Source organism: Streptomyces sp. NPDC051320 (genome assembly GCF_040682175.1).
Taxonomy (GTDB): Bacteria; Actinomycetota; Actinomycetes; order Streptomycetales; family Streptomycetaceae; genus Streptomyces.
In genome coordinates, this window is record NZ_JBFBAL010000018.1 from 1 (window position 1) to 21,256 (window position 21,256).

Annotated in this window: 16 protein-coding genes and 1 tRNA gene; 9 read left to right on the plus strand and 8 right to left on the minus strand. The window is 69.5% G+C overall.

The window, feature by feature from the left end:
- Positions 1-154: 154 nt before the first annotated feature.
- Complete coding sequence (locus AB0M87_RS29485) at positions 155-1,612, minus strand: MFS transporter (protein ID WP_365858306.1); 1,458 nt, start codon at positions 1,610-1,612, stop codon at positions 155-157.
- A gap of 248 nt (positions 1,613-1,860) precedes the next feature.
- Here AB0M87_RS29485 and AB0M87_RS29490 point away from each other — a divergent pair, with 248 nt between their 5' ends.
- From AB0M87_RS29490 to AB0M87_RS29515, 6 genes are all read left to right on the plus strand, one after another.
- The gene (locus tag AB0M87_RS29490) at positions 1,861-2,250 is read left to right on the plus strand and encodes an acyl carrier protein (RefSeq protein WP_365858308.1); all 390 of its coding nucleotides are present in this window, start codon (positions 1,861-1,863) and stop codon (positions 2,248-2,250) included.
- Positions 2,251-2,291: 41 nt separating this feature from the next.
- On the plus strand, positions 2,292-7,841 hold the full coding sequence (locus AB0M87_RS29495) for a type I polyketide synthase (RefSeq protein WP_365858310.1): 5,550 nt from the start codon (positions 2,292-2,294) through the stop codon (positions 7,839-7,841).
- A gap of 52 nt (positions 7,842-7,893) precedes the next feature.
- Positions 7,894-9,528, plus strand: coding sequence for a long-chain-fatty-acid--CoA ligase (locus AB0M87_RS29500; RefSeq protein WP_365858312.1), 1,635 nt, complete (start codon positions 7,894-7,896; stop codon positions 9,526-9,528).
- A gap of 73 nt (positions 9,529-9,601) precedes the next feature.
- Entirely contained in the window at positions 9,602-10,600 is a 999-nt protein-coding gene (locus tag AB0M87_RS29505; RefSeq protein WP_365858314.1) for an LLM class flavin-dependent oxidoreductase, read from the plus strand.
- 55 nt (positions 10,601-10,655) lie between these two features.
- Complete coding sequence (locus AB0M87_RS29510) at positions 10,656-11,432, plus strand: alpha/beta fold hydrolase (RefSeq protein ID WP_365858316.1); 777 nt, start codon at positions 10,656-10,658, stop codon at positions 11,430-11,432.
- A gap of 97 nt (positions 11,433-11,529) precedes the next feature.
- Entirely contained in the window at positions 11,530-12,327 is a 798-nt protein-coding gene (locus AB0M87_RS29515; protein ID WP_365858318.1) for a helix-turn-helix transcriptional regulator, read from the plus strand.
- Positions 12,328-12,364: 37 nt separating this feature from the next.
- Here the strand turns inward: AB0M87_RS29515 and AB0M87_RS29520 are convergent, their stop codons facing one another.
- Entirely contained in the window at positions 12,365-13,174 is an 810-nt protein-coding gene (locus tag AB0M87_RS29520; protein WP_365858320.1) for an AfsR/SARP family transcriptional regulator, read from the minus strand.
- A gap of 125 nt (positions 13,175-13,299) precedes the next feature.
- Positions 13,300-14,097 carry an AfsR/SARP family transcriptional regulator gene (locus tag AB0M87_RS29525; protein WP_365858322.1) on the minus strand — a complete coding sequence of 266 codons (798 nt, stop codon included), beginning with the start codon at positions 14,095-14,097 and terminating at the stop codon, positions 13,300-13,302.
- Positions 14,098-14,527: 430 nt separating this feature from the next.
- Between AB0M87_RS29525 and AB0M87_RS29530 the strand changes: the two genes are divergently transcribed.
- Complete coding sequence (locus AB0M87_RS29530) at positions 14,528-15,430, plus strand: helix-turn-helix domain-containing protein (protein ID WP_365858324.1); 903 nt, start codon at positions 14,528-14,530, stop codon at positions 15,428-15,430.
- 234 nt (positions 15,431-15,664) lie between these two features.
- Here the strand turns inward: AB0M87_RS29530 and AB0M87_RS29535 are convergent.
- The 3 genes from AB0M87_RS29535 to AB0M87_RS29545 form a co-directional block, all read right to left on the minus strand.
- Positions 15,665-15,745 (minus strand) — tRNA-OTHER (locus AB0M87_RS29535).
- Positions 15,746-15,866: 121 nt separating this feature from the next.
- On the minus strand, positions 15,867-17,324 hold the full coding sequence (locus AB0M87_RS29540; RefSeq protein ID WP_365858327.1) for an aldehyde dehydrogenase family protein: 1,458 nt from the start codon (positions 17,322-17,324) through the stop codon (positions 15,867-15,869).
- A 63-nt stretch (positions 17,325-17,387) separates the two neighbouring features.
- On the minus strand, positions 17,388-18,281 hold the full coding sequence (locus AB0M87_RS29545) for a helix-turn-helix transcriptional regulator (protein ID WP_365858329.1): 894 nt from the start codon (positions 18,279-18,281) through the stop codon (positions 17,388-17,390).
- Positions 18,282-18,548: 267 nt separating this feature from the next.
- On the opposite strand from AB0M87_RS29545, the gene AB0M87_RS29550 reads away from it, so the two are divergent.
- Positions 18,549-19,040, plus strand: a complete 492-nt coding sequence (locus AB0M87_RS29550; RefSeq protein WP_365858331.1) for an ATP-binding protein — start codon at positions 18,549-18,551, stop codon at positions 19,038-19,040.
- A gap of 32 nt (positions 19,041-19,072) precedes the next feature.
- Here AB0M87_RS29550 and AB0M87_RS29555 read toward each other — a convergent pair whose 3' ends face one another.
- Positions 19,073-19,336, minus strand: coding sequence for a DUF397 domain-containing protein (locus AB0M87_RS29555; RefSeq protein ID WP_365858333.1), 264 nt, complete (start codon positions 19,334-19,336; stop codon positions 19,073-19,075).
- Between the two features lie 263 nt (positions 19,337-19,599).
- On the opposite strand from AB0M87_RS29555, the gene AB0M87_RS29560 reads away from it, so the two are divergent.
- Positions 19,600-20,103 (plus strand): hypothetical protein, encoded by a 504-nt coding sequence (locus AB0M87_RS29560; RefSeq protein WP_365858335.1) that lies wholly within the window; start codon positions 19,600-19,602, stop codon positions 20,101-20,103.
- Here AB0M87_RS29560 and AB0M87_RS29565 read toward each other — a convergent pair.
- Positions 20,100-21,236 (minus strand): DUF2786 domain-containing protein, encoded by a 1,137-nt coding sequence (locus tag AB0M87_RS29565; RefSeq protein WP_365858337.1) that lies wholly within the window; start codon positions 21,234-21,236, stop codon positions 20,100-20,102. The genes AB0M87_RS29560 and AB0M87_RS29565 overlap by 4 nt on opposite strands.
- Positions 21,237-21,256 lie beyond the last annotated feature (20 nt).

Genomic DNA, 21,256 nt, shown 5'->3' on the forward strand with positions numbered 1-21,256 from the left:
CGTCGTCCGCGGCTGGCTCACGCTGACCGCGGCCACCCTGGTGCTCCTGCTGCTCAGGGCCCCGTACACCGGATCGGGGCACCTCTCCGACCCGATCGGGTGGCCGGCCGCCTCGTTGTGGTGCGCAGCCGGTACGGGGAGGAACGGCTGCCGGTCAGGTGGACTGCTCGGCGCGGCTGCCCGGCAGGAACTGCACCAGGATCACCACGGCCCCGCTGAAGAGCGTCAGCCACACCAGAGCCGAGTTGAAGGCGGTGCCGAAGACGCCGGGGCCCGCGGTCGGCGAGGCGTGGTCGAGCTTGCCGTAGAAGATGATGCCGATGACGGCCACCCCGAGCGAGTTGCCCACCTGAAGCGCTGTGGACAGCGCGCCCGAGCCGGCGCCCGCGTGCTGTGGGGAGACCCGGGAGAGCACCACGGACACCAGCGGCGCCATCACCAGTCCGGATCCGACGCCGTAGACGAACAGGGCCGGTGCCAGTTCGGCGAGCGGGCCGTCGACGCCGACGTGCGAGACCAGCAGATGCAGTGCGATCAGGCCGACGATCTGGACAGCGGCCCCGATCGCCAGCACCTGACGGCCGAGCTTGGCGGCCAGCTTCGAGGCGTAGATCGAGCTGATCAGGAAGCCGAGCCCGATCGGCAGGGCCAGCAGGCCCGCCTCCAGCGCGTCGAGGCCACAGCCCTGCTGAAGGTAGATGGCCAGGATCAGGAAGAAGGACGCCGAGGAGGAGAAGTAGATCAGCTCGGTGAGGATGCCCACGGTGAAGGACCGCTCGCGGAACAGCGCGAGGGTGATCAGCGGTGAACCGCCGCGCTTCTGCATCAGGTGCTGGTAGACCGCGAACAGCGCGAGCAGTGGCGCCGCCGCGCCGAGCAGCACCCATGACCACAGCGGCCAGTGCTGCTGGCGGCCCTCGACCAGGGGCAGCACCACGGCGGTCAGGCCCATGGCCAGCAGCAGCGAACCCACCAGGTCCAGGCGCGAGCGGCCGGGCGCCTTCGATTCGCCCACCAGCCTGGGCAGCGCCACCAGAGCGACGATCCCGAACGGCAGGTTGATCAGGAAGCAGGACCGCCAGCCCAGACCGGCGATGTCCGCCTGGATGAGGATGCCACCGACCAGTTGACCGAGGACACCGCCGAGTCCGATCGCGAGTCCGTAGAAGGCGAACGCTTTCGCCCTCGCGGCTCCGGTGAACAGGAGGTTGACGAACGCCAGGGCCTGGGGCGACATCAGCGCCGCGGCGAGCCCCTGCAGGATGCGGCCGACGATCAGTGAACCCGAGTTGGGCGCGACGCCGCACAGCAACGAGGCCGCCGTGAACAGAACGAGACCGATGACGTACATCCGCCGGCGTCCGACGATGTCGCCGAGCCGGCCTCCGGTGATCAGCATCACCGCGTAGGCGAGGCCGTACCCCGCCACCAGGAACTGGATCGCCGCCGAGCCGGCGTGCAGGTCCTTCGTGATCGAGGGCACCGCGACGTTCACGATGAAGAAGTCCAGGGAGACCATGAAGACCGGCAGCAGGACCACCAGCAGCGTGGCCGAGCCCGGTGCCGACCGGTCCGCGTCGACCGACGGGGCCGCGGTCGCTTCAGCCGTCATTTTCCGTCCTCCTCGGGAATCGTGTTCGCGCTGGGATCCGGGATGGCCAGGTCGATTTTCACCCTCCGAACGTGCCAGCCTCCGGCACGCCGGTCAATTACTTCTCGGGTAATGCGCGGGCATGCCCAAGCATCGGCCGCCGCGTATCAGGCGGCCGTCAGGTTCGGGTCAGCCCGGGTTGCTTGAATTCGTTTCCACTGAATACCTACGGAAAATGCGTCTTCGGCGTCCGAGCGAAACGGGTTGCGATGACTGAGAGCACGTCGATCACCGGACAACTGCGGGAGCTGCCGCTCTCCGAACGCCGGGAGGCGCTGGAGGCCGTCGTCGTGGCCGAGTTCAAGGCCGCCCTGCTCATGACGGAAGCGGAGGAACTTCCGCTGCGGGACAACTTCTTCGACATCGGGCTCACCTCGCTGCGGCTCACCGAGGTCCGGCAGCGTCTGGAGACGCTGCTGGACTGCGTGATCAGCGCGAACCGGCTGTTCAACAGCCCCACCGTCGAGAAGCTGATGAACCACCTCGTGGAGGAGGCCCTGGCGGACGTCTTCGACGATCCGGCCGACGGCCCCGAGGCCGGCGCGGTCCCGGACGAGGGGCTGTGGACCGACCTGCTCGACGAGCTGTACCGGCCGTGACCCAAGGACTCCCGCCGCGGGAGGCGAAAGGAAGCAGCGTGATGACAGCGAGCCCCGGACCCGAGGACGCCCGGATGAGCGGATCGGGCGACGACCGGCTCAGCTCGGCCCTGGACACCATCCAGCAGCAGCGTGGCCGGATCCGCGAACTGCTGCTGGAGAAGTACGAACCGATCGCCGTGGTGGGCGTCGGCCTGCGCTTCCCGGGCGGCAACACCGACCTTGACGGATTCGCCGACTTCCTGCGCGAAGGACGGTCCGGGATCGGCCCGGTCCCCGAGGACCGCTGGGACGTCGCGGCGTTCGCCGCCGACGAGGAGACCGAGCAGGGACGGATCAAGACCATCGGCGGGGGATTCCTGGACCAGGTCGACAAGTTCGACGCCCAGTTCTTCAACATATCGCCCAAGGAGGCCCAGTACGTCGACCCCCAGCAGCGCCTGCTGCTGGAGACCGCCTGGGAGGCGCTGGAGAGCGCCAACATCAACCCCACCACACTGCGCAACGGCAACGGCGGGGTGTATGTGGGCGCGAGTTCGGTGGACTACGCCCTGGAGATGACCGATCTGGCCTACGAGGACCTGGACGGCCACCTCGCTTCGGGCACCACCGCCTTCCCGCTGTCCGGCCGGCTGTCGTACTTCCTCGGCCTGCACGGTCCCTGCATGAGCGTGGACACCGCGTGCGCCTCGGCACTGACCGCACTGCACCTCGCGGTCGAGGGCCTGCGCCGCGGCGAGTGCGAGGTCGCGCTGGCGGCCGGCGTCAACGCCATTCACCATCCGAGGGTCTTCGTCACCTTCTCGCACGCGAACATGCTCGCGCCGGACGCCCAGTGCAAGACCTTCGACGAGGCGGCCGACGGCTACGTGCGCGCGGAGGGCTGCGGGGTCCTCGTGTTGAAGCGGCTGTCGGCCGCCAAACGCGACGGCGACACCGTGCTGGGACTGGTCCGCGGCTCCGCGGTCGGCCAGGACGGCGACAGCGCGGGGCTCACCGTGCCCAACGGCATCGCGCAGGAGGGGGTCATCCGGTCGGCGCTCGCCAACGCCCGGCTGAAGCCGGCCGACATCAGTTACGTCGAGGCGCACGGCACCGGCACCCCGCTCGGGGACCCGATCGAGATGGGCGCCATCAACGACGTCTTCGCCGACTCGCACACCAAGGAGAATCCTCTGGTGGTCGGTTCGGTGAAGACCAACCTGGGCCACATGGAACCCGCGTCCGGGATCGTCGGCGTGATCAAGACGCTGCTCCAGTTCCGTGAGGGCGTGGTCTTCCCCCACCTGAACCTCAACACGCCGTCGCCGCGCATTCCGTGGAGTGCCTACCCGGTCACCGTGCCCACCGGTGTCCAGCCCTGGGAGGCGCCGACCCGCCGCGCCGTGGTCAACAGCTTCGGCTTCGCCGGGACGATCGCGGCAGCCGTACTGGAGGAGGCGCCACCACTGCTGCGGGCTCCGGCCGCCGACGTTGCGGAGCCTCAGCAGGGGCAGGGGCAGGGGCAGGGGCAGGGGCAGGAGCGGGAGCAGGAGCAGGAGCGGGAGCATGTCTTCACGCTCTCCGCCCGCACCAAGAGGTCACTGCGCCGCCAGGTCGAGCGCTACACCGAGTTCCTCGACGAGCATCCCGGAACCGCGCTGGGCGACCTGTGTTACACCGGCAACGTCGGGCGGAGCCACTTCACCGTACGGATGGCGGCCGTGGTCGGCGACCGGGAGCAGCTCCGGTCCCAGCTGGACAAATTCCTGGAGCAGGACCGCGGCGGGGGCCGCAGCCGCTCCCGGCGGGCCCGTAAGGTGTCCTTCCTGTTCAGCGGTCAGGGCGCGCAGTACCCGGGCATGGGCGCCCCGCTCTACGACCGCTTCCCGGTCTTCCGCGAGTACGTCGACACCTGCGACCGGCTCTTCCAGCCGCTGCTGGACCGGTCGGTGAAGGCGATGATCCTGGGCACCGACCCGAACACCGAGGACATCCACCGGACCCTCTACACGCAGCCGGCGCTGTTCACCCTGGAGTACGCCCTCGCGAAGCTGTGGATGTCGTGGGGCGTGCGGCCCAACTCGGTGATCGGACACAGCATCGGCGAGGTGACCGCCGCCACCGTGGCGGAGGTCTTCACCCTCGACGAGGCAGTCGAACTGGTCGCGGTGCGCGCCAAGCTGATGCAGTCGGTGACCGCGCCGGGCGGTATGGCGGCGGCAAGCGCCCCGGTGTCGGCGGTGCAGCCACTGGTGGAGAACTACTCCGACCTGGCGATCGGCGCGGTCAACTCACCGCGCCAGTGCGTCGTGTCGGGCGGGGTGGAGTCCCTGGCGGAGGTGACCCGGCTGCTGGAGGAGCGCGGCGTCCAGGTCAAGCAACTGACCGTGTCGCACGCCTTCCACTCACCTCTGATGACGGAGGCCGGGGACGCCTTCCGGGAGGCGATCTCCTCGATCCGCTTCAAGGAGCCGCGGATCACGCTGATATCCAACGTCACCGGCGAGCCGGCGAAGCCCGGCGTGGTCTCCAACGCCGACTACTGGGCCCGGCACATCAGCGAACCCGTGCTGTTCGAGGACGGCATGACCGCCCTGGAGCACCGCGGTGACCACGTCTTCGTCGAGATCGGCCCGTCCTCGGCACTGACCTCGCTGGCCAGGCAGAGCGTCGCCGTACAGAACCACAGCTGGCTGCGCAGCCTGTCCGCGTCGGACCGGGACAGTTCCACCATCCTGCGCGCGGTCGCCCAGATGTACGGCGAGGGTCTCGCGGTGTCGTGGACGGCCTTTCACGCGGGGCGCGAGGGCCGCAAAGTGCCGCTGCCGAACTATGTGTTCGACCGCAAGCGGTACTGGATGCCCAACGACGGCAACCGGCACCGTGGCGCCCGCGGGATCGGCGGCTTCCAGCACCCGCTGCTCGGTCAGGAGGTGAGTACACCGGAGCAGATCGCGTCCGGCGTACGGGAGTTCGCACTCCAGCTGTCGGCCGAGGGGCTGTCCTACCTGGCCGACCACGTCGTCGGCGGCCGCATCACCGTGCCGGTCTCGGCTCACATCGAGGCGTTCCTCGCGCTCCAGGACACCGTCTTTGGTGAGGCACGCCGCCCGATGACCGGCCTCGTGTTCGAGGAACCGCTGGTGCTCGCCGATGAGGAGACGGCCGAGGTTCGTACCCGGGCCGTCCTGTCTCCTGACGGTGGCGCTGCGCTCGAACTGGTCACCCTGACCGGCGAAGGCGAGGTCCGGCACGCTGCGGCCGCCGTGTCCGCGCCGCGGGCCGCTGACGCCCGGGCCACCGCGCTGGGGGCAGCCGCAGACGAACTGACCGCGCTGGAGGGGATGTCGGGCAGGCCGGCCGAGGAGCGCGGCTCCGACGAGTTGTACAGCAGTCTGTCCGCGACCGGAACCGAGCACGGCGGGTCGTTCCGCAAGCTGGCGCACGCCGCCCGGTACGGCTCCGGTCTGGTCGTCGGTGAGGTGTCCGGACTGCCCACGGACGCACTGGAATTCCTGCCACCGCCCGCGCTGGAGAGCGCGCTGCGGCTGCTGCCGGCCGTCACCGACGAGGGGCCCCGGCTCGTAGCTACCGGCGCGGACGCCTTCCGGTTCCACCGCAAGCCCAGGTCCGGCAGCCTGCGGGTGCTGCTGCGCCCGGGGCCGGACGCGGACGGCGGCCCGGCCGCCGACCTGCTCGCCCTGGAGGGGGACGAGCCGGTGTTCGAGGTGCTGGGGTTGCGGTTCGCTCCCTCGGCCGACCCGTCAGCGGCCCGCAGGCACTGGTTCCACGAGCAGCAGTGGGTGGAGCAGCCGGCCGAGGTGCTGAGCGATGCCGCCGAGGTGGGCGGTGCCCCCTCCGCGGCTACCGGAACCACCGGCACCACCGGCACCGCCGGCACCGCCGGCACCGCCGGCACCACCGGCACCGTCGGAGCGGCCGGTGAGGAGCAGCCCGGTGAGCGGCATGTCCTGGTGATGCACGGGGACCCGGGCCGCTTCCCCGCCGAGGGCGAGCTGCCGGCCGGTACGTGGGTCTCCTTCGCCGACAGCGTCGAGCAGGCGGTACGGCTCATGCGGGAGTGGCGGCCGACCGACCTGTGCTGGTTCTGGCGCCCCGACGCCGCGAACGACGCCGCCGATTCCCCTGTGGACCGGCTGCGAGCCGAGAGCGAGGCGAACTACAGCGACCTGCTGAAGCTGGTTGCGGCGCTGGAGGACGAGGGCTTCGGCCGCGACCAACGGCTGTACCTGGTCACCGAGCGCGGACAGTGGCTGCCCGGCGACGAGGCCGGTTCCGGAGAGCACCTGGCGGCCGCTTCGCTGTGGGGGTTCGGCCACGTACTGCTCAACGAGTCGCCGACGCTCCGGCCGACCCTGGTCGACCTGCCGGGCGACGGCACGGGCGCCGCCCGTCTGCTGGACGAGCTGCGCGGCGGCAGCAGCGACGAGTTCCAGGTCGCCTACCGTGGTGGCACGCGGTACGTCCGACGGCTCGCGCCCAGCGAGGTCACCCCGAGCCCGACGGCAGCCACGGTCCGCCCGGACCGCACCTACCTGATCACCGGTGGCCTCGGCGCGATCGGTCTGGTCACCGCCCGCAAACTGGTCGACCTCGGTGCCCGGCACCTGACACTGGTCGGCCGGCGCGGAGCCCCGGCCGCCGACGTCGCGCACCTGAAGGCGGAACTGGACGGACTGGCCGAGGTGACCTGTGTCAAGGCCGACATCTGCGACCCGCAGGACATGGCCGGTCTGACCGCCGGTCTGCTGGCCGCCCCCCACCCCCTCGGCGGGATCTTCCACGCGGCCGGCGTGCTGGCCGACGGCGCGGTCTCCGCCCAGTCCTGGGAGACCTTCGATACGGTCTTCCGTCCCAAGGTGTACGGCACCTGGCTGCTGCACGAGGCCGCCATGTCCTTCCCCGAGCTGGACTTCTTCGTCTGCTATTCGTCCGCCGCGGCGGTCCTCGGCGGCGCGACACAGTCGAACTACGCCGCTGCCAACTCCTTCATGGACCACCTCATGCACTGGCGGGCCGCCCGCGGCCTGCCGGCGCTCAGCGTCAACTGGGGTCCGTGGTCGGAGGTCGGCATGTCCGCCCGGCTCAACGAGCAGGTCGTCAACGCCTGGCTGGAGCAGGGCATCCGGTTCTTCCCCCCGGCGAAGGGCATGCGGGCACTGGCCGCGCTGCTGGGCGGCCCGGTGGTGCAGATCGGCGCCGGCGAGTGCGACTGGGAACGTTTCGTGCCCGCCAAACCCGTCCCCAACGCGCTGTACGACTACCTGTACGTGCCGGAGGAGGGGGCGGTCCGCGCGCTGGACATCGACTCGCTGCGCGGCAGGCCCCGTGCCGAACGCCTTGTGGCGATCGACGAGTTCGTCCGGGTCAAGGTGGCAGCCGTGCTGTACATCGAGGACCCGGACTCCGTCGACTCGGACGTGGAGTTCGGCCAGCTGGGCCTGGACTCGCTGGTCGCCCTGGAGTTGCGCAACGCCCTGGAGTCGGCCTTCCGGACGCCGTTGCCGGCCTCGGTGGTCTTCGACCACCCGAGCGCCGAACAGCTCTCCGAGTTCCTCGACACCCAGCTCGTCCCGACCCCGGCGTGACCGTCCTCGCCACGGCCGTAACGCCACCCGCCCCGAGACCGGATGAGAGTTCATGAACGAGATGCTGAACGAGCCGGAGGCCGCCGCGCCGCCCCCTGCCGGGGCTCCGGCCCCGCACCCGGCGCCTTCGACCCTGCACGCCGCCGCCGCCCTGCACGCCGCGGTCCGCCCCGGCCTGACGGCCGTCATCCACGAGGACCGGCGCACCACGTTCGGCGAGCTGCACCGGGAGAGCAACCGGACCGCGCACGCGCTGCTGCGGGCCGGTCTGACCCGCGGCGACCGGGTCGCCTACTTCGGCAAGGACAGCGCGCTCTACTTCGAGATCGCGCTCGCCTGCGCCAAGAGCGGCACCGTCCTGGTGCCGGTCAACTGGCGGCTGTCCGCGGTCGAGGTCGACCACATCCTGCGCGACTCCGGCGCCCGGCTGGCCTTCGTGGAGCCGGAGTTCCTGCCGGTCGCCTCGCAGGTGGCAGAGGTGCTGCCAGGGCTGAAAGCCATCGTCATCCTGGATGCCCGCGCAGACCTGGAACCGGCCGGCGACGACGGTTTCACCCGGTGGCGGGCCGGTGCCGGGACAGCGGACCTGGCACCGGGGACCGGCACCGACGACGCGGTCCTGCAGGTCTACACCAGTGGGACCACCGGCCTGCCCAAGGGGGTGGTGCTCGCCCACCGCAGTTTCTTCTCGTTCATCGAGGCCATGGAGCGGGAGGGCGCCGACTGGTTCGACTGGCTGCCCGACGACGTCAGCCTGGTCTCCTTCCCCGGTTCGTACGTGGCCGGCATGGCCTGGTTCATGCACAGTTTCATCTCCGGCATCCCGAACGTGGTCATGCCGATGTTCGTGGCCGAGGAGGCGGTACGGCTCGTGGAGCGGTACGGCGTCACGATCACCTTCGCAGCACCGGCGATGCTCCACCTGATGCTCTCCGAGTCGAGGTCCCGCCGTACCGCCTTCCGGTCGCTGCGCAAGGTGGCCTACGGGGCCGCCCCGATGCCCGAGGCGCTGCTCGACGCATGCGTCGAAGTGATGGACTGCCAGTTCGCGCAGGTCTATGCCAGCACCGAGAGCGGCAGCGTGGCCACCATGCTGCCGCCGGCCGACCACTACGCCGGAAGCCCGGTGCTCCGCAGCGCGGGACGGGCCTGCCCCGGAAGCGCGCTGCGGATCGTCGACCGGGACGGCCGGCCGCTGCCGGCCGGCGAGATCGGGCAGGTGTGCATCAGGACCGGGGCCCGGATGATCGGGTACTGGGGCATGCCGGAGGAGACCGAGCGGACGCTGGTGGACGGCTGGCTGCTGATGGGCGACGCCGGCTATCTGGACGAGCAGGGCTATCTCTTCCTGCGCGACCGGATCAACGACACCATCATCATGGCCGGGCAGAACATCTACCCCGCCGAGGTCGAGGGCGCACTCGACCAGCACCCGGCCGTGGCCGAGAGCTCGGTCATCGGCGTCCCTGACCCGCAGTGGGGCGAGTCGGTGCGGGCCTGTGTGGTGCTCGCCCCCGGCGCCCGGGCCACTCCCCGCGAGCTGATGCTTCACCTGCGCGGCCGGATCGCCGACTACAAGATTCCCTCCGGCTACGTCTTCGTGAACGAACTCCCGCGCAACCCGTCGGGCAAGGTGCTGCGCCGGATCCTGCGCGACCGGCACGGCCATCAGCAGTCCCGTCCCTGACGGGCGTGCCGGGCGGTCGCGGAAGCCCGGCACCCGCACCCCCGAAGCAGCGAACCCCCAGAAGGAGCCCTGGATGCCGCCCGTCGAACCCTCACCACCACCGCTGCGCGTCGGCGTTCTCCTGCCCACCAGGGAAATGGCCGTGACCGGTGACTACACCATCGCGCCGCTGCTCGAATTCGCCCGCGAGGCGGAGGACCTGGGCTTCGACTCGGTGTGGGCGGGCGACTCGCTCACCGCCAGGCCGCGGCTCGATCCGCTGGTCGTGCTGGCCGCGGTGGGCGCCGTCACGCAGACCATCGGGCTGGGCACCGCCGCGCTCACCGCGACGCTGCGCCACCCCCTGATCGGCGCGGCCATGGCCGCCAGCCTGGACCACACCACCGGCGGCCGGCTGAGCCTCGGGCTCGGAGCGGGGTTCCCGGTGCCCGAGTCCGCGGCTGAGTTCGCCGCCGTGGGGGTGCCGTTCGAGAGCCGGGTCGGCCGACTGGACGAGACCGTACGGCTGTGGCGGCAGGCGTGGCGGTCCGACGCTGCCGACGGCCCCGCGGACTTCACCGGCCGGTACTGGCAGATCGACGGCGTGGACCGGCTGCCGCCGCCCGCCACGCCCGGCGGACCGCCCCTGTGGCTGGCGAGCAGCGACACCCCCCGGGTGCTCGCCCGGGTGGCACGGCTCTACGACGGCTGGCTGCCGTTCCTGCCCGACGCCAAGGCATACCGAGTGGCCTGGGACCGGATCACCGAACTGGCCGCACAGGAGGGCAGGGCGCCGCACGCCGTCACTCCGGGCCTGTACGCCACGCTCGCCGTCGACGCGGACCGAGGCCGCGCCGAGACCGCGCTCGACCGTTACGTACAGGGCTACTACGGCCGCTCGCTCGCACTGATGAACACGGTGCAGGCCTACGGCTGGGGCGATCCCGGCGAGTGCGCCGAGTGGCTGGCCGGGTACGTCGAGGCCGGCGCGCGCCATCTGGTGATCCGTATCGGTTCGCTTGACCCGCGTCCCCGCCTCCGGCAGATCGCCGATGAGGTTCTACCCGTGCTCCGCGCCACGCGGCCGGCCTGACCTGTGCACGCCGCACGATCCGTCCCGCTTCCCTTCCAGTGAGGAAAACCTTGCGATGACCGACCGCGACACTTCCCCGTCGAGCCTTTGGTTCCAGCCCAGCGAGGCCGGCCAGGACACCGCGCTGCGGCTCTTCCTGTTCCCGCACGCGGGCAGCGGGGCGTCCATCTACAAGGAGTGGCCCGAGCTGCTGCCGGCCGACATCGCACACCACTGCGTGCAGCTGCCGGGACGTCAGGACCGTGCCACCGAGGAAACGTTCACTGAGATGGAGCCGCTCGTCGAGGCCCTCCAGGACGCCATCGTCCAGGAGCTCGACGACCGCCCCTACGCCTTCTTCGGGCACTGCATGGGCGCGCAGCTGGCCTACCGCCTTGCCATCGCGCTGGAGAAGAGCGGCCGGCCGGGGCCGGTGATCGTCGGGGTTTCGGGGTGGGCGCCCAAGGACTTCAAGACCCCGACCCTGGAGCAGGCCTACATGCCGATCGAGGAGCTCAAGGGGTGGATCCGCGATCTCGGCTCGGTGCCGGCCGAGATCATGGGCGATCCGAAGGCGCTCGAGATGATCATCCCGGCCATGCGTGCCGACCTCGCGGTGGTGGCCAGCTACCTGGACGACGGAGCGGCGGTCAGCTGCCCGGTCGTCAGTTACAGCGGCAACGCGGACCAGCTCATGGAGCGTGGGGCGATGGCGTCCTGGGTGGACCGCACCAGCAGCTACCTGGGCAATTCCGAGTTTCCCGGCGACCACTTCTACATGAACGACATCGACAACACCATCGGCGTGACCTCCGACCTGGTCCGGCACATCAGGCGTGCGGCCTCCCGATGAGGCACCGCACGACCTGCGCCTCCGGCCCCGTGCCCACCCGCCCGGCAGGCCCCTGTCAGGCTTTCAGAAAGCACCTCGGCCCTCTAGCATGACGGTCGTGACCACAGCAGTTGAGCAACCGACGGGAGTCGGACCACTCCTTCGCGAGTGGCGGCACCGCCGCCGGCTGAGCCAGCTCGAGCTGGCCCAGCAGGCGGGGGTCTCCGCACGCCATGTCAGCTTCGTGGAAACCGGCCGGGCGCAGCCCAGCCGTCCGCTGCTGCTGCGGCTGGCCGAACATCTGGAGATTCCGGAGCGCAACCGCAACACCTTGCTGGTCGCCGCGGGTTACGCGCCGGTTTTCGAGGAGTCCGCGTTCGACGCCTCCAGGATGACGGCGATCCGGGCGATGGTGGACCGGCTCTTCAGCGCCCACGAGCCGTTTCCCGCGCTCGCCCTGGACGCCGACGAGAACATCGTCACGATGAACGGCGGGGCCCGGCTGCTCGCCCGCGAACTGCCGGAGCACCTGCGCAAGCCCCCGGTCAACCTGATGCGGCTGACGCTGCATCCGGACGGCCTGGCGGGGATGATGGTGAACTCCGGCCAGTTCCGTCAGCACATGCTGGGGCGGCTGCACCGCCAGGTCATCCACTCAGGCCGGCCGGCCCTGCGCCGCCTGTACGAGGAGGTGTCCGGCTACCCCGGCGTCGAAGGCGAGCCGGAGAACCTCGACGAGGTGGTGACCCTTCTGCACGTGCGCGCGCTCGGTACCGAGCTGCGTTTGTTCAGTACGGTCACCACCTTCGGCGCTTCCACGGACATCACGGTCGCCGAGCTGTCCCTGGAGACCTTCCACCCGGCCGACGAGCACACCGCGGACGTCTTCCGGCAGGCGGCGAACCGGCCGGCCTGAACCGCTCGCCCGGCGTGCCGTCGGTGGGGTGGCCCGGTCAGCAGATCTCCACGAAGCCGGAGGCCACGGTGTCCAGGGCGGGGTCGTGCTCCAGGATGGCCCGCTCGCACTTGCGCAGGCCGGCGGACGGCTGACACCCGGCGGCCTCCATGGTCCTGGCCCGCACCCGTTGGTAGACCCGGAGCGCCTCCGCCTGGCGACCGCACCGGTAGAGAGCGACCATGAGCTCGGCGCACAGCCGCTCCCGCGGCAGTGTGCTGCCGTCCACCAGGGCGCTGAGCTCACCGATGATCAGGGCGTGTCGGCCCAGGGCGAGTTCGGAGTCGAAGAGGATCTCGTACGCCCGCAACTTGGCACTCTCATAACGGGCCGCCTCGGTCCGGCAGGTCGTTCCGCCGGTGATACCGCCGAAGACCGGTCCGCGCCAGGCGGACAAGGCACGGCGCATACGCACACTGGTCTCGGCAGGGTGGCAGATACCGGAGGAGTTCTGTGCCTCGTGCACGGCGCGGACGAACAGCTCGCCGTCCAGCTCCTCATCCTCCACGGCGAGGTGATAACCGGTGGGCTCGGACCTGAGCCGGCCTTTCGAACGGCCCGGTTCCACTTCTCTGAAGCACTTGCGAAGCCTGCTGATGTGCGCGTGCAGAGCGTTGCCCGCACGTCTCGGACGGTTGTCACCCCACAGTTCGTTCGCCAGTGTCGACGCCGAGACGACTGTGCGCCGGTTGACGATGAGCGGAACCAGGAGGGTCGTTTGTGCCGCGCTCTGCATGTGGTGGGTTCCGGAAGGCCCTTCGATCTCCATCGGGCCCAGCACCTTGAGTTTCCACTTGACGGTGTCCATGAGCATGCCGCCTCGGATCGCTCGATGTCGGCTTTGCGTACCATGACAGCCGGCGCAGGCCGGGGGCACCCTGGTGGTGCCGCCGCGGCCTGCCGGGCCGAATGCGCTGATGAGCGCTCGGAGGATCAGCTCCTCGAGAGGGGGCGGGCCATCTCGCGTTCCGATGTCCACCCGTGCGGGCCCGACGGGTCGGAGACCGAGGTCGCCGTGGCGATCTCGACGCCGGACGACAGGCTCAGCAGAGGGTTGTGGGCGAGGATGGCCTGTTCGAACGCGCTCGTGGACGGGGAGGGTTCCAGGCCCAGTTCGTCGTTGAGCCGACGGCGCAGTTGCTGATACGCGGTGAGGGCCTCGGACTGCCGGCCCGACCGGTAGAGCGCGGTCATGAGCTGCTGCCAGAACCGCTCGTGGAACCGGTCCCGGCCCAGCGTGGCGCGCAACTCTCCCACGATGCCCGCGTGGTTGCCCACTCGCAGTTCCGCGTCAAAGAGCGTCTCGACGGCCAGCAGCCGGGATTCCTCGTACTGCGTCACCGCGGCCTGGAAGATGGTTCCGCCCTCGCCGTCCGGGAGGACCGGGCTGCGCCATGACTCGAGAATCGCCCGCAGATCCCGGATCGCGGCCGGCAGATCGTCGTCCAGCCGGGCCCGGATGCGCTCCAGGTTGGTCAGGAACCAGACCGCGTCGACTTCCTCCTCGGAGACGATCAGCTGGTACCCCGAGATGTGCGTGCGGAGCCGTGGGTTCTCCCGCTCGGGCTCCAGCGAGGAGAGCCGGTGCCTGATCCGGCTGATGTGCGCCTGGAGGGCGTTTTCCACCCTTTCCGGGTGTTCTTCTCCCCATAGTTCGTTGATCAGAGCCTCGCTCGGTACGAGCTCGCTCGATCTGATGAGGAGTGCCCTGAGCAGCTTCCGCTGGAGCACCCCCCGTACCTGTATCTGCTGGTCTGCCGTGTTGATCTCTAACGGTCCCAGGACCTTGAAACGTAGCACTCTTCCCCCGTGACTGTTTCAGAACTCCGTTGAGTACGCCCTCGACTTCACGATCGATGCAGTTCGAGATGGACAGGGGCGTCGGTCCGGCGCTCCATTTCATCGCTACCGTCACCATAACGGCTCGATCCTGACCGCACTATGACGTCCCGCTGACATCGACATTGACATGGGGCACGGCGGGCGCAGGAAATTACGGACTGTACTACTCCATTTCTTCGAGTTTGTGCACGGCTCCCTGAGTCCGGTCGTGCGTGCGCGAATTACCTTTACGGTGCCGTTCGCCGACAATGGGGTCATGCACACTGCTGCGTTACGGCTCAGAGAAGGTGACCGATCTCGTCTGGAGGAGTTGACGCGCATGTCGACGGCGCCGGCTGCCCTGGTCCGGCGGGCACGGATTCTGCTGCTGGCGGCGGACGGGGCGTCGAATACCCGGATCGCCGCACGGCTGGGGTGCTCTCGCCCCACGGTGATCAAATGGCGCGAGCGTTACGAGAACGCGGGGATCGGGGCGCTGGTCGACCTTCCGCGCTCGGGCCGGCCCGGAAGCGTGGACGAGGTCGAGGTGCTGGTCGCGACGCTCGCCGCGGACGGCAGGCCGCCGGACCACCTGGGGGTGGACCACTGGTCGTCGCGAGTCCTGGGCGGGGAGCTGGGAGTGTCGTTCTCGGCGGTCGCCAAGGTCTGGCGGAAGTGGGGAGTCCGGCCGCACCGGGGGGAGACCTTCACGTTCCCCACGGAGCCGGAGTTGGAAGCGCGGATCCGCGATGTCGTCGGCCTGTATGTGGCCCCGTCGGAGAAGGCCGTGGTCGTCTGCGTGGATGAGGCGGGAGTGGAGGAGGCCGGGGCGGATGAGGCCGGCGGGGGCACCTCCGGGATGAAGGGGACAGGTGGGTACGGGAGTTGCGTGGCCGCCTGCGGCGAACAGCTCGCCGGGAGCGGAATGCCGGCCTTCGTCGAGCAGGTGGCCAAGGCCCACCCGCGGATGAGGCTGCACGTCGTGGTGGACGGCCACGTCCTCCACCGGCACCGTGAGGCGGGGGCCCGGCCGGCGAAGAATCCCCGCGTGACACTGCACTCCACTCCCACCTCCTGCTCGTGGCTCCGGATCGCCGAGATCTTCCTCGGGCTCGCCGCCCAGCAGGCCGTGCGACGCGGCGCCGTCCCCGACTACCTCCCCGACCTGGAGGCGGCCGTCCGGGGCTTCATCGACGGACGCGGCACACGCTGCGAGCCATTCACCTGGATAAGATCCGATTGATTGAATGCGCGACAAAATCGGGACGTCAAAGGAATTCGCGCACACTCCGCAAGGGCATCCGTCGCTGTCACGTGTGGAGGGTGACGGAGCGTACGGGGGGTATCGGCTTGATGGAGGGGTACATCACACTCCGCGGGTGCCGGTCGAATGAGTGCGCACCGGAAAATACGGCCGGGTAGCACTGAAGCGCCGCCTCCGGTTTCCCGGCTGCGGCGCTTGTGTCCAGAAATCGAGCGGAGAGGGCAGGATTCGAACCTGCGTGGGCGTGAACCCGACCGTGAACGGTCCCCGCTAGGCCACTACGGGTACCTCTCCCAGATCGCAGGATCTCTTTCTTTTTTCTCTCCGAGCTCCTGCGCTCTGGTATTAGTTAATGCCATCCGAGTGGCCGTGTAAAGGCCGATCGGCGGGGCCATCTCTCCATGTCAGCGCGATATCAGAACGGGAAGTCTGTGCGCCCGTGCTGGATGGAGATCCACTTCTGGGTGGTGAACGCCTCCACCGTCGAGTCGCCGTTCAGCCGCCCGAGCCCCGAGTACTTCTCTCCGCCGAACGCCACCAGCGGCTCGTCCTGGATCGTCGAGTCGTTGACGTGCATCATGCCCGTGACGATCCGCTTGGCGAAGCGCACGCCCCGCTCGACGTTCCCGGTGTGCACGGCGCCGCTCAGTCCGTACGGGCCGTCGTTGGCCATCCGCACGGCGTCGTCCTCACCGTCGAAGGTGATCAGCAGTGCCACGGGACCGAAGATCTCCTGCTGATGCAGCGGGGAGTCGGCCGGCAGTCCGGCCAGGATGGTGGGCTCGACCAGATTGCCGCGCGTGGTGCCACGGACGAGTGCCGTCGCGCCCTCCGCGACGGCCTGGTCCACCAGACCGGTCAGGGCCTCCGCCTGGAAGCTGTTGATCACCGGACCGATGTCGGTCTCCGGGTCGGTGGGATCGCCGGTCCGCAGGGCGGAGACCCGCTCGGTGAACTTCTCGGTGAACTTCGCCGCGACGGTGCGGTCCACCAGAATCCGGTTGGCGGCCGTACAGACCTGTCCCTGGTACACGAAGCGGCTGAAGACGGCCGCGTCCACCGCGTAGTCGAGGTCCGCGTCGTCCAGCACCACCAGGGCGCTGTTGCCGCTGAGTTCCAGGATGGCCCGCTTGAAATGACTACCGGCGACAGCCGCGACATGACGGCCGACCCGGTCGGAGCCCGCGAACGAGATCACCTGGGGCACCGGATGCTCGATGAGCGCGTCACCGATCTCCGCGATGTCCGTGACCAGGACGTTCAGCAGCCCGGCCGGCAGCCCGGCGTCCTCGAAGATCTTGGCGATCAGGCCGCCGCCGACCACCGGCGCGTTCTGGTTCGGCTTGATGACCACCGCGTTGCCCAGCGCCAGAGCGGGTGCGACCGACTTCAGGGTGACCAGGAAGGGGAAGTTGAAGGGGCTGATGACGCCGATGACGCCCACCGGCAGCCGATAGACGCGGTTCTCCTTGCCGTCCACCGGGGACGGCAGGATCCGGCCCTCGGGGCGCAGCGCCAGCTGTATCGCCTCACGGAGGAACTCCATCGCGAGCCGTACTTCGTACTGCGCCTTCAGCCGGGTGCCGCCGAGTTCCTCACCGATCGCCCCGACGATCTCTTCCTGGCGCTCGTCGACGACACGCAGCGCCCGCTCGAAGACCAGCCTGCGCGTGTAGGGATTGGTCAGGCCCCAGGACTGCTGTGCGCGTTCGGCGGCACGGTAGGCCTGGTCGACCTCATCGACCGTCGCCACCGTGATCGAGGCCAGCTTCTCCCCGTTGTAGGGGTTGAAGTCGATGATGTCCCACGAACCGTTGCCGGTCCGCCACTCGCCGTCGATGTACTGGTGGGCCAGCTCGGTGAAGAAGGACATGTCATCCCCTAGTGCTGCTACTGCGGGTGCAGACCACTGATGTGGTGTCATCCTACTGAAGAGTCAGGTGAGTTGGAGGAGACCACGGAGGACGTCCCGGCTGCCCGGTCCGTCGGGGCTCTCCCCCTGGAGTTCCCCCATCACCTGCTCGTACTGGCCCACCTCTTCGGGTTTGTCCAGGTACAGCGCGCTTGTCAACTGCTCGAGGTAGACCAGGTCGGACAGGTCCGACTCGGGGAAACGCAGCAGCGTGAAGGCGCCGCTCTCGCCGGCGTGCCCGCCGAAGTCGAAGGGCATGACCTGCAGCGTGACGTTCGGCTGCTCGGAGATCTCGATCAGGTGCTGCAACTGCCCGCGCATCACCGACCGGTCACCGTAGGGGCGGCGCAGCGCCGCCTCGTCGAGTACCGCGTGGAGCTGCGGCGCGCTCTCCGAGACCAGCACCTTCTGGCGCTCCAGGCGCAGCGCGACGCGGCGGTCGATGTCCGCGGCCGACGCCCTGGGATTGCCCCGGGTGACCACCGCGTGGGCATAGGCCTCGGTCTGCAACAGGCCGTGCACGAACTGCACTTCGTACACGCGGATGAGTGAGGCGGCGCCCTCGAGGCCGACATAGGTCTGGAACCAGCCCGGCAGGACATCGCCGTAACTGTGCCACCAGCCCGCCAGGTTGGCCTCCTTGGCGAGCCCGAGCAGGGAACCACGCTCGGCGTCGTCGGCCACTCCGTAGAGCGTGAGCAGATCCTCGACATCCCTGGCCTTGAAACTCACCCGGCCCAACTCCATGCGGCTGATCTTGGATTCGGACGCGCGGATCGAGTAGCCGGCCGCTTCGCGGGTAATCCCCCGTGATTCGCGCAGGCGCCGGAGCTGTGACCCCAGCAAGATGCGCCGAACAACGGAACCTCCCCCGGGGCTCAACGTCTGCGATGACCCCCAGGACTCGCCTGCTGACACTTTTCAACCCTCCCCGGTCGCGATATGGGGCGCAGTCTGCCACCAAAACGCTTCAGGCTGTACTCAATCGATTACGGAAAGAGCAAAGCTACAAAATCAGCCGAAGGAAGAAAAGAGTCAGAACGGCACGCTCGTGAGCAAGTCCGGCGCGTGCACGTGCATCTGCCCTTGCATCTGCCCTGCGCATTCGGAACCATGGTCCCCGCGCACCTGCGTTCTCGAACCACCGCACGCCGACCACGGCCGCGAATCCCGGGAGTGCCTCGCATGGGGATGAATGGATCGACCATGCTCGAGCCGTTAAGGCAGGGGCTTCCCCCCATCGACCCCGCGGCTGTGTCCAGCTCTGCTTCCTGTGCGTTGCCGCCGCGCTTCGAGGCGGTCCGTGGGGCGAGACACTTCACCAGGTCGACGCTGACCGGCTGGGGTCTCGCGGAACGTTTCGACGATGTCGCGCTGGTCGTTTCCGAACTGGTCACCAACGCGCTGCGGCATGCGCTGCCCGCCGATGCGCCGCGTTCCGAGGATGCGCCGGTCCGGCTGCACCTGATGCGGTGGACCTCGCGGCTGGTCTGTGCGGTGCGCGACCCCAGCCAGCAGAGTCCCAGCGCCGGCGCAGCGGGTGACTTCGCCGCCGAATCGGGCCGCGGGCTCTTCCTGGTGGATTCCTTCGCCGACAGCTGGGGCTGGCATCCGCTGGCCGGGACGCTCCGCGGCAAGGTGGTGTGGGCGCTGTTCCGTCTGCAGGCCGCCGACTAAGGGCTGTCCCGCCGGGAATTGCGGGAGATCCCTCAGGGGACCTGGTGGGCCGTCTCGTGGTCCGCCACGAGGTGGTCGAACTCCCCGGCCTTGGCGCCGTGCAGCATGGCTGCTATCTCGGCCGGGGTGTAGACCAGGGCGGGACCGTCGGGGTGGCGTGAATTGCGTACCGCCACCTCTCCGCCGGGCAGCCTGGCGAACTCCACGCAGGAGCCCTGCGAGTTGCTCTGCTCACTCTTCTGCCAGGCGACCCCGTGAAGCTCTGTTGCCGCCATGCCGTTGTACGGGTGGTGCACAGGTCGCTCCCGGGAAGTACAAGAAGTGCGGAAGTACAGCTGTCAACTGTGCTGGATCATAGCTGTGTTCACATGCCGCTGCATGAGCAAATGCACGTGCACGCGGGGTGTTCGTTCCGCTACAGCTGTGCCGCAGTCCCGCCCCTTCTCCGTTAGACGCAGGAGGTCCCGATCCGGTGCCCTGCTAACTTGACCAGTTCGAATCAGCAAAAGCGGTCCGCCACTCGATCCAGCGCGATCCAGCGATCCAGGGGGAATGAGAAGTGCACAGGCTCGTACGTACGACCAGCGTCGTGGTGGCCGGTTTGGCGGCAGCCCTGGTCATCGCCGGTTGTTCCAGCGGCAGCGACAGCAAGGATTCCGGGGCCGCGCCGGCGCCGTCCGGAAAGTCGAGTGACAGCAGTCCCGGCAGCACCGGTGACAGCGGCGGTGCCGGCGGAGATGACGGCGGCGGCAGCGGCGGCTCGGGAACGGTGAAAGCGGCGGACGTCGAGGGCAGTTGGGCCGCCATGACGGGTGGCAAGTCCACCCTGATGGTGATTCAGGGTCGCAGCGCGGCGCTGCTGGGCGGGACGGTCTGTTCGGGCACGGTCACCGGCACCGCCACGCTGTCGCTCAAGTGCCCCGACGGGAACACCGACCGCACCACGGGCTCCATCGAGTCCGCCGACGGCAAGACCCTGACGGTGTCGTGGAACAGCGGCATCAAGGACACCTTCAAGAAGACCGACGGAAAGAAGATCCCGGGCGTCCCGTCAGCGTCCTAGCGCCGTGCGTCCGTCCGTGCGTCCGTCCACCGGGCCGCGTCCGCTGCCGCGGTCCCGTCCACCCAGCCCGCCTCGTCCGCGACCGACCCACCGCGCACCCGGCTGACCGTCGTACGCGGGAACATCCGCTCCGCCTCCGTCTTCACCGCCACGTCCCGCGCCGCGAGCACCGGCAGCAGCGATCCGGCGGCCTCGGCCGTCACCTGCCCGGTGGTCTCGGCCAGACGGTGGCCGAGGCGACTCGCGTAGGCCATCAGGAAGGACTGGCGGAACGTCTTCGTGCGACGCCGCCCCCCGGCCCGCTGGGCCGCCTCCGCACGGGTCATCGCCGCGGTGCCCTGCACCAGGAGCGAGGTGTGCAGCAGCTCGACGACCTCGAGGTCGGCTTCGAAGCCGACAACCGTGGAGAAGCCGAAGGCGCCGTTCCAGACGGCGCGGCAGCGGTTGGCGGTGGCGACGGCGTCCAGCAGGACGGCCTTCGCGTTCTCGTACGGCGCGTCGATCCCGATCCGACAGGCGCCCGGGGTCTCGGGATGGTGCCGGCCGTCCGCGGACAGCCGGGCCTCGTCGATGCTGTGCAGCGCCATCAGCTCCTGCGCCTTCGCGCTCAGCGCCTCGGCCTCCGCCGCGTAGTCCGTCGCCTCGGCCTTGGCGAGCAGTGCGCGGATCCGGGTGAGCGTGCGCGGCTCCGCGTGGTGCGGGGGCGGCACGAGGGCGCTCGCACCCGGCGCCGGACCCACCGGCTCGACGGCCGGGAGCCGGAGCAGCAGGCGGTACAGCTCGAGGGCGGTGGTCGCCTGTGAGAAGCGGTCGGCGTGCCGGGCGGACGGGTCCAGTTCATCGATCTGGGACTGCCAGCGCGGCGGCAGCGTGTCGTACGCCCGCAGCTCGGAGACGATCAGGGCCGACAGCAGCCGGACGTGCGGCTCCGCCAGATCGCGGCGGACCAGCCGCACGACATCGGCCGGCTGCCAGCCGCCCTGCCAGGCCCGGCGCAGGAACTCCTCGCCGCGCAGCGTGAACTCCCGGTCGGCCTCCGGGGCGGCGGCGAGCAGCGAGGCGCCGGTGTCCAGACCGGCGTCGCCCTCGCTGTAGAGAGCCGCCGCGAACGCGCGGTCGGTCACCGTGTCCATACGTCGTCCATGAGGCAAGG

Coding starts and splice junctions, on each gene's coding strand:
- AB0M87_RS29495 (WP_365858310.1), top strand. CDS start 2,292: ATGACAGCGAGCCCCGGACCCGAGGACGCCCGGATGAGCGGATCGGGC.
- AB0M87_RS29500 (WP_365858312.1), top strand. CDS start 7,894: ATGAACGAGATGCTGAACGAGCCGGAGGCCGCCGCGCCGCCCCCTGCC.
- AB0M87_RS29520 (WP_365858320.1), bottom strand. CDS start 13,174: ATGGACACCGTCAAGTGGAAACTCAAGGTGCTGGGCCCGATGGAGATC.
- AB0M87_RS29550 (WP_365858331.1), top strand. CDS start 18,549: ATGGGGATGAATGGATCGACCATGCTCGAGCCGTTAAGGCAGGGGCTT.
- AB0M87_RS29485 (WP_365858306.1), bottom strand. CDS start 1,612: ATGACGGCTGAAGCGACCGCGGCCCCGTCGGTCGACGCGGACCGGTCG.
- AB0M87_RS29565 (WP_365858337.1), bottom strand. CDS start 21,236: ATGGACACGGTGACCGACCGCGCGTTCGCGGCGGCTCTCTACAGCGAG.
- AB0M87_RS29530 (WP_365858324.1), top strand. CDS start 14,528: ATGTCGACGGCGCCGGCTGCCCTGGTCCGGCGGGCACGGATTCTGCTG.
- AB0M87_RS29540 (WP_365858327.1), bottom strand. CDS start 17,324: ATGTCCTTCTTCACCGAGCTGGCCCACCAGTACATCGACGGCGAGTGG.
- AB0M87_RS29490 (WP_365858308.1), top strand. CDS start 1,861: ATGACTGAGAGCACGTCGATCACCGGACAACTGCGGGAGCTGCCGCTC.
- AB0M87_RS29510 (WP_365858316.1), top strand. CDS start 10,656: ATGACCGACCGCGACACTTCCCCGTCGAGCCTTTGGTTCCAGCCCAGC.
- AB0M87_RS29505 (WP_365858314.1), top strand. CDS start 9,602: ATGCCGCCCGTCGAACCCTCACCACCACCGCTGCGCGTCGGCGTTCTC.